The sequence below is a fragment of the Microbulbifer hydrolyticus genome (genome assembly GCF_009931115.1).
Classification (GTDB): domain Bacteria; phylum Pseudomonadota; class Gammaproteobacteria; order Pseudomonadales; family Cellvibrionaceae; genus Microbulbifer; species Microbulbifer hydrolyticus.
The window spans coordinates 1,633,958-1,647,897 of sequence record NZ_CP047491.1 but is presented as its reverse complement, the minus strand read 5'-3'; the positions used below and the strand labels follow the sequence as shown (position 1 = coordinate 1,647,897).

At 55.9% G+C, this 13,940-nt stretch carries 7 protein-coding genes; 3 read left to right on the top strand and 4 right to left on the bottom strand.

Annotation, left to right across the window (positions count from 1 at the left end):
- Positions 1–10: 10 nt before the first annotated feature.
- Both GTQ55_RS06980 and GTQ55_RS06975 read right to left on the bottom strand, forming a co-directional pair.
- Positions 11–2,941: a BapA/Bap/LapF family prefix-like domain-containing protein gene (locus GTQ55_RS06980; RefSeq protein ID WP_161858082.1), complete on the bottom strand. Its 2,931-nt coding sequence runs from the start codon at positions 2,939–2,941 to the stop codon at positions 11–13.
- Between the two features lie 366 nt (positions 2,942–3,307).
- Positions 3,308–4,717 (bottom strand): MDR family MFS transporter, encoded by a 1,410-nt coding sequence (locus tag GTQ55_RS06975; protein ID WP_237567867.1) that lies wholly within the window; start codon positions 4,715–4,717, stop codon positions 3,308–3,310.
- A gap of 407 nt (positions 4,718–5,124) precedes the next feature.
- Here GTQ55_RS06975 and GTQ55_RS18105 point away from each other — a divergent pair, with 407 nt between their 5' ends.
- The gene (locus GTQ55_RS18105) at positions 5,125–5,217 is read left to right on the top strand and encodes a carboxylesterase family protein (protein WP_161858080.1); all 93 of its coding nucleotides are present in this window, start codon (positions 5,125–5,127) and stop codon (positions 5,215–5,217) included.
- A gap of 169 nt (positions 5,218–5,386) precedes the next feature.
- Positions 5,387–5,983, top strand: a complete 597-nt coding sequence (locus GTQ55_RS06965; RefSeq protein ID WP_161858079.1) for a histidine phosphatase family protein — start codon at positions 5,387–5,389, stop codon at positions 5,981–5,983.
- A gap of 41 nt (positions 5,984–6,024) precedes the next feature.
- On the opposite strand, the gene pepN is transcribed toward GTQ55_RS06965, so the two are convergent.
- Both pepN and ggt read right to left on the bottom strand, forming a co-directional pair.
- The gene (gene pepN, locus GTQ55_RS06960) at positions 6,025–8,667 is read right to left on the bottom strand and encodes an aminopeptidase N (protein ID WP_161860058.1); all 2,643 of its coding nucleotides are present in this window, start codon (positions 8,665–8,667) and stop codon (positions 6,025–6,027) included.
- Between the two features lie 102 nt (positions 8,668–8,769).
- A complete protein-coding gene (gene ggt, locus GTQ55_RS06955) occupies positions 8,770–10,509 on the bottom strand; it encodes a gamma-glutamyltransferase (RefSeq protein WP_237567913.1) in 1,740 nt (579 codons plus the stop codon).
- An 89-nt stretch (positions 10,510–10,598) separates the two neighbouring features.
- Between ggt and GTQ55_RS06950 the strand changes: the two genes are divergently transcribed.
- The gene (locus GTQ55_RS06950; RefSeq protein WP_161858078.1) at positions 10,599–13,826 is read left to right on the top strand and encodes an intermembrane phospholipid transport protein YdbH family protein; all 3,228 of its coding nucleotides are present in this window, start codon (positions 10,599–10,601) and stop codon (positions 13,824–13,826) included.
- The last annotated feature ends 114 nt before the right edge of the window (positions 13,827–13,940 follow it).

Genomic DNA, 13,940 nt, shown 5'->3' with positions numbered 1-13,940 from the left:
AGACGTTTACCTAGAGATCGTGGTTACCGTTTTGAGACCAGAGGTCCCTCATCGGGTCATCCATATCCTGAGGTAATGTGTCACACGGTTCGCCAAGGTCTACAGCGCCTCCCAGGCCCTCTGTAAGAGAGATACTGGAGCCGAATCCCGGCAACGTGAGTTCGTCGACGACGTCTAGCAGAAGATCCTCAAGCGTCGGCGGCTGTTCACTGGCCTCCAGCTGTGGTGAATCCGAGTCATTGTCCGCGAAGACATCACCCAGACTGATCACATCGCCCAGAGCCTCTTCCAGCTGGGCCTGGATGGCCTCTTTGACTGCCTGGAGCTCATGTTGATCAAGACCTTCTGCTTCACCGAGCTGATCCAAGTCAGCACCCAGCTCCGCGAACATCAGATTCGATGATTCATTTTCCGTCTGCATCATCTCATCGTCGTCACAGAGTTCATCCAGCTGGACGGTTTCGACTCCGGGCCCTCCGACATTGCCAGCCGGGTTGGTTGGCCAGCCATCGGTGGTGGTGACGTTGCCTTCTTCATCGTAGTGGGAGTTACCCGCCTTGATGATGTACTCGACAACTTCGGAGCCGTATTCCTCTTCGATACAGTCGATCAGGCTTTGCGGTTGACTCGGATCCTTGATGTCATCCTCGTCTCCATACTCGACCTTGATGATCTGCCCATCTTCCAGCCTGAAGGCGACGTAAGAGATACCATTCGGCAAGTCTCGATCCGAGTCTGAGTCGGCATCGGCATCAGCGTCAGCATCGGCATCCGTATCTGCGTCAGCATCGGCATCGGCATCGGCGTCAGCATCCGTATCTGCATCAGCATCCGCGTCAGCATCCGTATCTGCGTCAGCATCCGCGTCAGCGTCAGCGTCCGCGTCCGCGTCAGCATCCGTATCTGCGTCAGCATCCGCGTCGGCATCCGTATCTGCGTCAGCATCCGCGTCGGCATCCGTATCCGCATCGGCGTCTGCGTCAGCATCCGTATCCGCATCTGCATCCGCATCGGCGTCCGCGTCGGCATCGGCATCGGCATCGGCGTCGGCGTCGGCGTCGGCGTCGGCGTCGGCGTCGGCGTCACAGTCAGCGTCGGCATCGGCGTCAGCATCCGCATCCGCATCGGCATCGGCATCGGCATCAGCATCGGCATCGGCATCGGCATCGGCGTCAGCATCGGCATCGGCATCGGCATCAGCATCGGCATCGGCATCGGCATCGGCGTCAGCATCCGCATCCGCATCCGCATCCGCATCCGCATCCGCATCCGCATCCGCATCCGCATCCGCATCCGCATCCGCATCCGCATCCGCATCCGCATCCGCATCCGCATCCGAGTCTGCGTCGGCATCACACTCGATGTCGATATCTATGTCGATATCAATATCTATTTCACAATCACCATCTTTGTGACTGCCCGTTTTATCAATATCAACATCGATATCAATGTCCACGTCATATCCGTGGAGATCAAGCTCGTAGCTGAAGTTGTAGTCGGCATCCGAATCCGCGTCTGCGTCTGCGTCTGCGTCTGCGTCTGCGTCTGCGTCTGCGTCTGCGTCTGCGTCTGAATCAGCATCGGCGTCACACTCACAGTCGATGTCAATATCAATGTCGATATCGATATTGATATCGCAGTCGGCATCCGCATCGGCGTCAGCGTCGGCATCGGCATCCGCATCGGCATCCGCATCGGCGTCGGCATCCGCATCGGCGTCGGCGTCGGCGTCGGCATCGGCATCTGCGTCGGCATCCGCATCGGCATCGGCATCGGCATCCGCGTCGGCATCCGCATCGGCATCCGCATCGGCGTCGGCATCCGCATCGGCATCTGCGTCGGCATCCGCGTCGGCATCGGCATCGGCATCGGCATCCGCGTCAGCATCCGCATCGGCATCCGCATCGGCATCGGCATCCGCATCCGCATCGGCATCCGCATCGGCATCCGCATCGGCATCCGCATCTGCGTCGGCATCCGCATCGGCATCCGCGTCGGTATCCGCATCGGCGTCCGCATCGGCATCCGCATCGGCGTCTGCGTCGGCATCCGTGTCCGCATCGGCGTCCGCGTCTGCATCCGTATCCGCATCGGCGTCCGCGTCTGCGTCGGTATCCGCATCGGCGTCTGCGTCGGCATCCGTATCCGCATCGGCGTCTGCGTCGGCATCCGTATCCGCATCGGCATCTGCGTCGGCATCCGTATCCGCATCGGCGTCTGCGTCGGCGTCCGTATCCGCATCGGCATCCGCGTCGGCATCCGCGTCGGCATCCGTATCCGCATCGGCGTCCGCGTCGGCATCCGTATCCGCGTCGGCATCCGTATCCGCGTCGGCGTCCGCGTCAGCATCGGTGTCTGCATCGGCGTCCGCGTCAGAGTCCGCATCCGCATCACCATCCGGTGGCTCTTCACCTCCGGGCGGTGGTTTACCTCCGGGCGGTTCTTCACCTCCCCCGGGCGGCTCTGGCGGTTCCGCAGGAGGCTCATACGGCTCAAATCTCGGAGATCTGGGATCATCATCGTCCAGGGACGCCGCGATGCCCACAATCCCCAGCGCTGCCAGCCCGGCCCATACCCACGGACAGACATACTCACCCGTGGGGGGAATTACGCCTGCAACGTCGGCACTACTGCTGACTTGCGCCATAGAAAAAATGGAGCCATCCGCACCCTTCTGAGCGAGTAATACTGCACCCGACTCCGGATCTTCGATAAAAAGATCACTCTGTGCGCTGGCGGAATCCGCTAAGTAAAAGTTTTCGATCGTGACTACTTCGCCGTTTTCCAGCTGAATAATCAGATCATCTCCGGCCCTGGAAAAAGACACTATGTCTTCTTGCGCTAGGGCAAGTTTGACGAAGCCTGGCGAGTTCAAAACCACATTGGTGGAATCAAACGAACTCAGGACGCCACTCGACTTATCAACTACCTGGGTTTGCATCCTGCCTACCTACTCTTCTCACCATCCGCTGATGAGGCCCTGACCAAAATTGATGAACCAGCACCCGAGCCTAACAGCGTCAGAGTACAATATTCACCCTAAATGCCCAATTTTTAACCAGGCATGTTTTTGGTATGGATGAGTTATTAGTTTTTTTCAAGCACAGGGGCCCAAATTGAGAAAATGAATATATGCCCAGAAAAGTCGCGTGACGCCAAAATAGAAAACCTCACGACGTGAATATGATCAGGTTTGCAAACTTAGCAGGGAGACTGCACTGAAAAGGGAGAAAATTCCGGTAGAGATCATTTTGCGCCACTTACAAAAAGACCCCGCGAGCGGGGCCATTTTGTTTGTCTCTAATTTTTATGCCATAGCTGACGTTTTTGACTCCACTGCCCCATCCGGGTTTTCGACTTCCCCGTCAGGCCTGTCGTCATAATCCTTGCTGCTAGCACTGCGCACCTGAGAGGTACCTTCACTTATCCGGCGGCTGTGACGATACAGAATCGCCACAAGCCCACAAAGGACGAACATGCTCCAGTACAGGAAGCTTCCGCCCAGCCACTCGATGATAAAACCGCCAACGAGGGGCGCACTCGACCAGCCAAACGTATAGAAGGAAGCCGCACCAAAATAACTGCCGCGAAGGTGGTGGGGAGCCATTCGGTCTATCTGGATACTCATTGTGGGAAACAGGATAGCTTCGGCAACACTGACCACGAACGTTGCGCCCAACCATCCATACGTAAAGTCCGCTGGGTTCAGCGCAAACCAGACCTGCCCCATCGCCAGGATAATAACGCCGGTCAGCATCCGGTTATTGACGCAAAAACCCCGCATCACTCGCAACAATGGAAACTGCAACACCACGATGGTCAAGGCGTTTATCAGGATCATACTGGAGATCAAACCAACAAGGGCCGGGGCCTGTAACTGTGTCAGGTGCTGGACAAGACTTGTGTCAAAGTGGGCGTAGATAAACAGGGTGAGAATATTCGCCAGCACGACGACCAAAAACACCCGGTCCTGACGCAATACACGCAGCGTCCCGGAAAAGTCCGTCACGGTATGCCTCTGCGCCACAGACTGCTTGCCCGCAACCGAATACCGGAAGGCCCATACAAACCCCAGACACAACAACAAGTAACTCAGGGCTGTCAGCCCGAAGGTCGATTGCTGTGCGCTGATACCTGCCCAGACGCCGATCACTGGCCCCAGAGCCGCACCCACATTGACCAGAAAATATCGGAACTGCAGTGCAAGTTCACGGCTCTTTTTTTCGTGGATCAAGTCACCGAACAGCGCGCTTGCCGGCGGCTCCCATATAGCCCGGCCGACCGAACATAGTGTGATCGACACCACAAAGGCGGCAAGGCTTTCGGCCATCGACAAAACCAGAAATGCAAATGCATTGATTGCAGTCCCCAGAATCAACACCCGGCGCCTGCCATAGCGATCGGAAAGCGCGCCGACGTAAAACCCCAATAGAGCCGAGGCCATTGCCGAAACACTGAGAATCACACCGATGGCACCGGGGCCAAGTGCAAACTTGTCATGTAGCAGAATTGCCAGAAACGGCCACACCATAAAATAGGTGCCGCGGCCAAAGAAACTACCGAGTAAAACGATCCATATCAGGGGCGGTAAGCCGTACAGTGATTGCCACCATTGCCTGTCCATTGCCGTATCTCCCAAATTTTCGGCATAAAAAAACCCGGAGGGCAGAACCCTCCGGGTTTTTTCCTGAAGGGTTTTGTTCAAACCCTCCAGCACAAAATTAGTTAACTGTCAGGTAATCAGTCTACGCACTCGGATCGCCACAGCAGTACGGACCGCAGAAGTGACCAGGTGTTTACGCAGGGTTTTGGATAGCCACACAAAACACGACATACACACCCCCTCACACACCACATACATACCAATCGCGTGCGCTGGGATCATTCCGCAACGACGGGCATTGGTATTGAGGGTGGAGATAGGATTCACAGTAGTTCTCGCGTTGAGCCTTCAGTTTCGGTTCGGATGTGGCTGCCAGGATGTACCAAATGTTGACAGGAATTTTTAATCATATCGGACTTCCCATCCAATGCAACCGTATTTCTGGGCAATTTTTATTTTTCTCTCCAGTAACCATTTGTTCATAACCCAGTCGACCTTCTCTAATTTGGCAGTTTCTCGGTGTGCCCTACGCGCAGCCCCCACTGAACGATTTGCGCTGGCACTCTCCCCTGCCACTCCCCGCGTGGAGAGGGCCATTGCCACCACTTCGGTAGCCCGCACAAAAATCCTCTGGACCTCGATGGATTACACGATCTCTGGAGTGGACTGGAGGATACGCAAATGCACGGTTTCCTGTAACGGTGCTTTAACCTCGACAGCCTGCCGCCGTGCAAGTCGGTTATCATGGTCAGCGACGATTGAAATCCAGGGAGAACCAGCGTTTTGCATCAGATAATACTTGTCCGCCACGGAGAGGCCGCAAAATCCGGGGCCGATGCCGATCCGGGCTTGACCGAACAGGGGCAACAAGAGGCCGAGGCCCTGATTCCCGAGCTCGACAAACGATTTCCCGGCGGTACAGGGGTTCGACTGGTCAGTAGCCCGAAATCTCGCGCAATGCAGACGGCAATACCGATTGCGACCCATTGGGGAAAGGAAATCCATGAGACCGCTGACGTGATCGAGATCCCTTCCCCCCAGGGAATGCCACTGGAAGAGCGCGGAGCCTGGATTCGTCAACTGCTGCACAACAGCTGGGACAGCCTCAGCCCCGCACAAGACCAATGGCGCGACCGGCTGATGCGCTACCTTCTAACGCTGGACTCGGGAGCCGCAGCAGCCTCAACACATACGACGCTCATATTTTGCCACTTTATGGTGATCAACTCCGTAGTTGCCACATTGCGCAACGATGCAAAAGTCGCCCAGTTCTTTCCGGACTATACCTCGCTGACCCACCTAAACCTGCATGCAAAGACACTGACACTTGTCGAGCTGGGGCGCGAGCGGAATGGAAAAGGAGAGCATCGGATCCAATAAAAAAGGGGCCTGGGGCCCCTTTTAACCGTCTCTAGCATGTATTACGCCAGACTTTTACTGACCATCTCATAGAGGTCGGCAGACAACTCACCACTATCGGATATCCGCTTTAGTGCGCTATGAATCTGCCCGGCTTCATGCTTGCGATATTTTTTCCAGCGCGTAAGCGGGGTGACCAGACGCGAGGCAATCTGCGGATTCAGTTTGTCCAGGGCGATCACCTGATCCGCAAGGAACTCATAGCCACTTCCATCTTCATGGTGGAACTGATTGAAATTACGCATGGCAAATCCGCCCACCACGGCGCGCACCTTGTTGGGGTTCTTCATTTCGAAGGCCGGATGCGCCATCAGCTCGCGTACCCGGTCCAGGGTGCCAAAGCCCGCACTGCTGCTTTGCAGGCCAAACCAGGTTTCCACCACCTGGGTGTCCTGCTGCCATTGTCGGTAAAACGATTCCAGTGTTTGTTCTGCAGCATCCTTGGGACCGTATTCGACCATCGCGGCGAGAGCGGCCGACACATCGGTCATGTTTTCATCCCGCTCAAATTGGGTTCTTGCCAGAGCCAGTGCGTCTTGATCCTGCGTCATACATAAGTAAGCGAGACAGGTGTTTTTGAGGCCGCGCCGTGCAATATCATCTGCCGTCGGCCGATAGGGCTTGCGCTGGTCCAATGCCTGGTAACGCGCCAGAAAGAGTGGCTTCAGGGCGACGGCGATGGACTGCCGGGCAAAATCGCGGGCCGCGACAATTGCCGCTGCGTCAATTTCATCACCCTGCTCCGCGAGTTCCTGGGCGCTCGGCAAGGCGAGCATCTTTGCAACCAGTGCGGGATCGAGCTCCGAATTCTGCAGGAGTACCGAAAACCCGTCGATCAATGCACTCGGTGTATCCAGTGTTTCACCGGCTCGATACTGCCCCTGCAGGGACGACAGGGTATTCAGCGCCAGGCGCTGGCAGGCATCCCAGCGATTGAACGCATCGGCGTCGTGCTGCATCAAGAACTGCAACTGTTCACCAGTGTACCCATAGCGAAGTTTCACCGGAGCGGAAAAACCGCGCAGCAACGAAGGCAGAGGCCGCTCGTCGATATCCTGGAAAGTAAAAGTCTGGCTCTCTTCAGTGAGGTGCAGCACGGTATCTGTACTACCGAACTTATCCAGTACCAATGCTTTACCATCCGCCCCCAGGAGGCCGATCGCCACCGGAATATGCAAGGGCAACTTTTCTTCCTGGCCCGGCGTCGCCGGTGTCCGTTGGCGGAGAGTCAGCGAGTATTGTGCGCGCTCCGCGTCGTACTCGTCTTCCACCTCGATTATGGGTGTCCCCGCCTGACTGTACCAACGGCGAAACTGCTTCAGGTCCGCACCATTGGCATCTTCCATCGCGACGACAAAGTCCTCGCAGGTAACGGCACAGCCGTCGTGGCGCTGAAAATACAGGTCGCTGCCGCGACGAAAAGCATCAGCTCCCAGGATGGTGTGTATCATCCGCACAATTTCTGCGCCCTTCTCATAGATGGTCAACGTGTAGAAATTGGATATCTCCATGTAGGAGTCCGGTCGGACCGGGTGGGACATGGGGCCCGCATCTTCCGCAAACTGGGCGGTGCGCAATAGCGTGACATCCTCAATACGTTTTACCGCACGGGAGTTCATATCTGCGGAAAACTCCGCATCCCGGAATACCGTGAAGCCCTCTTTCAGGCTCAGCTGAAACCAGTCGCGACAGGTCACCCGGTTGCCGGACCAGTTGTGAAAGTACTCATGGGCGACGATGGATTCGATACGCTGAAAAGCCGCGTCCGTGGCTGTCTCCGGGCTGGCCAGCACGCAGGCGGAGTTGAAAATGTTCAACCCCTTGTTCTCCATCGCACCCATGTTGAAATGGTCTACGGCCACGATCATGAAAATATCCAGATCGTACTCTCGCCCGTATACCACTTCGTCCCAGCGCATGGCGTGCTTGAGGGAGACCATGGCATGCTCGCACTTCCCGATATTACGCGCCTCGGTGAAGAGCTGCAGTGTTACCGCCCGGCCTGTGGAAGTAGTAAAAGAATCCTCCACATACTGCAGATCGCCTGCCACCAGCGCGAACAGATAGGAGGGCTTCGCAAAAGGATCTTCCCAGGTGACACGTAGGCGACCGTCATCGGTAGTACCGCTATCCACTTTGTTGCCATTCGAAAGCAATACGGGGTATTTCGCCGGGGCGACGATAGTGGTGGTAAACACAGACATCACGTCGGGGCGATCCGGATAAAAAGTGATTTTCCGGAAGCCTTCCGCCTCACACTGGGTGCAGTACATCCCATTGGAAAGATACAACCCCTCCAGCGACGTGTTCGATTCCGGTGCGATACGGGTTTGAATTTCCAGCTCGAACTCAGGTTTGGTCACTGTCAGCGAAAGCCCGCCGGGCTCTTCCTGATAGCGCTGCGCCGGAAGTAATTCGCCATCTTCAGCGATGGAAAGCAACTCGAGGTCAACCCCGTCGAGCCACAGGGGTGGCAGGCTGCGCCCTCCACTATCCGCCGCAACCGGATTACGGCGGATCTTCAGGTGCGACTTGACCAGCGTCGACTGCGGATCGAGGTCGAACGTCAGTTCGGTACGATCCACCAGGTATTCCGGTGCCTGATAGTCATTGAGGTAAACTGTTTGGGGCTTGGCGTCTTTCATTTGCGTCGTCATTCGTTACCGTTTTTTAACACTTCCGAGGGGACCCTGTGGCCCACCCGACTTTCTGTGCACTGCCCAATCGGGCGGCGCTGATTTATCGGTTTAATAGCCTGCGGCCTGTCCGTCCTTTCGGCTTTCCGATGCGCCGTGATACACCCCCTCATCCGACTTCAAGATGGCCTGGTAGCCACCGTAGGGGCCGCTCTCAAAGCGAACCTGATGACCCATCTGAACCAGTTTACGTCGGGTTTCCATGGGGAAGCTGTCCTCAAGGCTCAAGTAGCCGCCATCTTCCATCATTTCATCGGTGGGCTGACTGGAACCGCTGTGCAAAATGCGTGGCGCATCGCCCGCTTCCTGCACGTTCAGGCCAAAGTCGACCATATTGATCACTATCTGCGCGTGCATCTGTGGCTGGGTTGCGCCCCCCATTACACCGAAGCTCAGCCACGGCTTGCCGTTTTTGGTAACAAATGCAGGAATAATGGTATGGAAGGGCCGCTTGCCAGGTTCGTACTGGTTGAAATGGCCCTCTTTCAGGCTGAACATCTCTCCTCGGTCCTGAAGAATAAAACCGAGGTCGCCCGGCGTCATACCCGATCCCATACCGCGGTAGTTACTCTGGATCAGCGACACCATGTTGCCGTCCTTGTCCGCGGTAGTGAGGTAGATCGTGTCGCCATGCCGCAGGGCCACATTGCCCGCATCGTAACGTTTTGCCGCTCTATCCGGGTTGATCAGCTTACGGCGCTTGTCCGCATAGGGCTTGGAAATCAGCTCCTCCACAGGCAGCTGGTTAAATTCCGGGTCCGCGTAATACTTCGCACGATCCTCAAATGCGAGCTTTTTGGCCTCCGCAAACAGGTGCACATACTCCGCGCTCTGGCGCCCGAGCCTTTTCAGATCGTACCCTTCGAGGATATTCAGAATCTGTAGTGCAGCAATGCCCTGCCCGTTTGGCGGCAGCTCCCAGACATCATACCCACGGTAGTTGGTCGAAACAGGCTCAATCCAGTCAGATTTGTGGCTGGCCAGGTCATCGTAGGAGAGAAAACCATTATTGGCTTTCATATATCGGTCAATTTCCCGGGCAATGTCACCTTTGTAAAAGGCATCCCGGCCACCATCCGCGATCTTCTGTAGGGTACCGGCCAGGCGTGGATTGCGGAAAATTTCCCCGTCCTTCGGTGCGCGCCCATTCGGCATGTAGGTCTCACGGAATCCGGGAAATTTTTCAAGGATCGGCACCGAGCGATTCCAGTAATAGGCCACCAGCTGAGTTACCGGAAAACCTTCATTGGCGTAGGTGATTGCCGGCGCAAGAAGCTCCTTCATGGGCAGCTTGCCGAACTTCTCATGCAGCTCAAACCAGCCGTCGACCGCGCCGGGTACGGACACCGGCAGTGGGCCGTGAGAGGGAATCTTGTCGAGGTTATTGTCGGCGAAATAGCTGAATAGCAGGGATTTGGGCGATCGTCCACTGGCATTCAGGCCATGCAGTTTTCCGTCCGAAGCGCTCCAGACAATCGCGAACAGGTCCCCGCCGATGCCATTACCCGTGGGCTCCATCAAGCCCTGTACCGCATTGGCGGCAATGGCCGCATCGACCGCACTGCCACCCTGCTTCAGTATATCCAGTGCCACCTGGGTAGCCAGGGGTTGGCTGGTTGCCGCCATGCCCTGTGTCGCCAGTACCGGAGAACGGCTGGCGAACCCTTCGCCATTGACGCGGTCATAGGCACTGACGCTGCTGACCAGAGACAAGGTTCCCGCAAGTGCCAGAATCACTGTTACCAGGCCAACCCGGCCTTTGCGATACCCCGCACGTAAAACTGCCGCCATATATTTCACAATCACTGCCCCTGTCGTTATTCTCTGAACAAGTCTCTACATTTAGTCGCTGATTCTCAAGCCAGTCAACCGAGGTTTTCGTGCGTTTTGCCCCCCGCCTTTCCCTATTTATTGCAGGTGCACTGCTTTTTTTCCTGCTGGTGGGTGTTTCCGGCTGGTTGACGCGACATTCCTGGGTACCTGCCGTCGTCAATCACCAGCTGGAGGACCTCACACTGGTCGAGCTCCGGGGTCTGGCCCTTTCCCGCACACAAGGCAGCCTTAGCGCGCACATTGCATACAGCAGGCTGGTCAGTGGTGATGGGCTTGTCATCGATATCGAAGGTGTGCGTTTGACAGAGCTGTACTCGGTGCTAAGCAACGCGCTTGGTACAGGCACAGGTGCCACTCCCACGGGCCAGCTATATGTGAAAAAGGTCGTGTTGTCCTCAGCCGCCAGTCTGCCACCGGATTCACCAGAACGCCCAGCACTCCCTTCCGGTGCCACTTCCGCGAGCACCGAAGGAGAAAAGGGCCGAGGACAGACACGGCCTGCGGAACCTTCACCCTTTGTGATAAGCGAGACCTTACGCACGCTGCAAAGCCTGCCTGTGCAGGCAGTAGAGATCACACAACTTTCCTGGCCAGAGAGATTCAAGGGGTCCCTGTCGCTGTCCGCAGAGAACAATCCGGGGCAAGAAATCTCAGCACAAATCCTCAGCACCGCCTGTCCCAACTGCGGTATCGGTGTGAGACTACAGAATCTTCCCGATCGTCAGGCCACCGTGCAGGCAAAGCTATCGCACGAAAATCACCAGGTATGCGAGCTTCAGGGAAAACTAACGAAACAAGGAAACGCTTCCAACCAGAAAAGCCGGGCAGACTGGGCTCTGGAAAGCCGGTTGATTGTAGAAACCGATCGCCTCGGGCCACTGCTCAGACAACTGGATATTTCACTGATGCCCAAAGTAGGCAATGTTCATACCACTGAAGCGATTGACTGGTCCGAGTTTGTCCAATCGTTGAGCGGGGAGGTTGAATTGAATCTCGCCGGAGAAATGCCCGACGCTCTGTTGAATGCAAAAGACCTAAGTAAAGTTTCCGCAACGCTCAACGCGCCCTCTGTCTCGGCAATACTCCCGACAAACCTGGCCGGTATTCCACTTGCACTCGAGTATTCTGCCAGCGGTCCATTGTCACTTGGCCTACAGACGGTGTACCCGCTTGCGGTAACGTCAGTGCAGGGGCAGTTTCACCTGCAGGTGGGCTCCCTGAATAAAAGTAAGGCAAAAGCACCAAAGGACATACAGGTAGAAGTAAAGAACAAGCCGGTTCCGGGGCCAGTCGCTGCAGATGCGTTACTGGGAACGGATGTCACCCTCGCTACCGATAGCGCTATTCCCACTGTTCGATTCAAAGGCCGCTATTATCTCGACCGCGCAGCACCCCTGCTTTCCCATCCGAAGTGGCAGGCCATGTTTGGAAACTATACGGTGAGCAAACTCAGTGGCGTGCAAAGCTTCAGTGGGGAAGCAACACTGCCTTCGCTCGAAGATATCGGCAAAAAAAAGGGCTCTTCAATCGCCAAGGAACTGTCTATAAAAGTTGAAGCGGAGAGCCCTATACGGTTTGCCCTTACCATGCCAGCCGAAGACAACCCACTGGCGGCAGTAAATTGGCAGCGCGCAAAAGTGAAGGTGACACCAAGCCAACCTGTGACCGTATCAGCACAGAAAATCCCGGGTGATGTTCTATTGAGTATTCCCGCACTTGAGTTCGAGCTATCCGAGCAGAGTGGAGAAAAAGCGCAGCGCCCCTCAGGTAATCCGGTGCTGTCAGGATCATTAGCTAACACGGTGTGCCGAAAGCTACCAGCTATTGATTGCACATTGTCGCTGACTGCAAGCCTGAATAAGCTGGAACTGGAAGATGCTACATTGGCGACAGAAAACCTGGAAATCGCCCTGTCTACCACGGTCAGAAAATCGGACGGTACCGAAGGTATCGAGATCGTCTTTTCTGAACTCAATCTTTTGGCGGAAAAACTGATCTCAGGTGCAGCATCGGTGTCGACACCAGAATTGTTTACGCAAAAGGCCTCATGCCGGATAGACACTGAGAAAGCCCTGTGCGAATCGCCCCAACTGGCACTGAGTATCGCGCCACTTTCTATTGACGAAAGCCGGGTCAGCGGCGCCGTGTTTCTTCGCAACCTAACCCTCGAAAACCAAACCGGGAAAAAAAATGGCTTGCGTGCCCGGGCCGATTTTCAAGGTCAAAACCTGAATGTACAGCTTCTCTCTCAGTTCAAAGCGACGATCGCCACCGATGGGAAAGTAGCGCTGACCGATGGTCTTCTGACGGGCGATGGAGAGATATCGAGCGGCCCCCTCAACATGAACAGCGTATGGAAACACAGCCTGGATACCGGACAGGGCAACCTTCAGCTTAATTTGGCAGAGAGCGCATTTTCACCGGACAAAGCGCTGACTCAAGCCATTCAGGGCCTGCCTGTCGATATCGTCGACGGAAGTGTGAGTGCCAACCTGCAGCTGCACTGGCCGGAAAGAGGACGGGATAAAATATTACTTTCGATGCAAAACACCGGGTTTCAGTACAATGACAGCTTTGCGGTGGGCGTAACCGGAACACTGAAACTTGAGCAAAATGGTGACAACTGGGTCACCCAAAAGCCAGCTCGGGTATCCATCGACACAGTGGATACCGGGGTGAAAATCAGCAATCTCCACTTCGATCTTACCTTGGCGGCAGACGGCGATCTCACTCTGAAAAATTTCGCCGCCGAGCTATTGGAGGGCGCCCTGACCTCGGAGGCACTCACCTGGAACCTGAACGGAGACGAGCACCACTCCCTTCTCCAGTTCACCGGGATATCAATTGGCGCCCTTGCCCGGGAAATGGAATCACAGAATTTCGCCGCCAGTGGCCTGCTTGACGCCAGTATTCCCCTTGTCACGGACCAGCAGGGTATTACGGTTGAGAATGGGTCACTGCAGTCCCGTGCGCCGGGCGGTCGCCTGCGATACTACGGCGCTTTCTCTCCCGCCATGCTAGGCAGTAATCCCCAGCTAAAGCTACTCGCCGGTGCACTGGAGGATTACAACTACCGGGACATACGTGGCACCATTACCTACCCACTGAGTGGGGACCTGAAACTGAACCTGAAGCTGACCGGACGCAGTGATGCGATTGACGCCAACCGCGACCTGATCATCAACCTCAACCTCGAGAACAATATCCCCACCATGCTGCGCTCGCTACAGGCCAGCCGGGACCTGACGGATGTGCTCGAACAGCAGGTACAGTAAGGCATTTAGAAGGTTTGCGCGGGATAACACCGTTTTCTGTACACTGTTCAGTTACGGTTAATCCGGCAGTATCTATAGTAATCATCAACAGCTCCCAGGTGCCTCCGTCGGGCC

Excerpts from the sequence above, each read along its gene's own strand:
- ggt (WP_237567913.1), bottom strand. The coding sequence starts at position 10,509 with ATGGCGGCAGTTTTACGTGCGGGGTATCGCAAAGGCCGGGTTGGCCTG.
- pepN (WP_161860058.1), bottom strand. The coding sequence starts at position 8,667 with ATGAAAGACGCCAAGCCCCAAACAGTTTACCTCAATGACTATCAGGCA.
- GTQ55_RS06980 (WP_161858082.1), bottom strand. The coding sequence starts at position 2,941 with ATGCAAACCCAGGTAGTTGATAAGTCGAGTGGCGTCCTGAGTTCGTTT.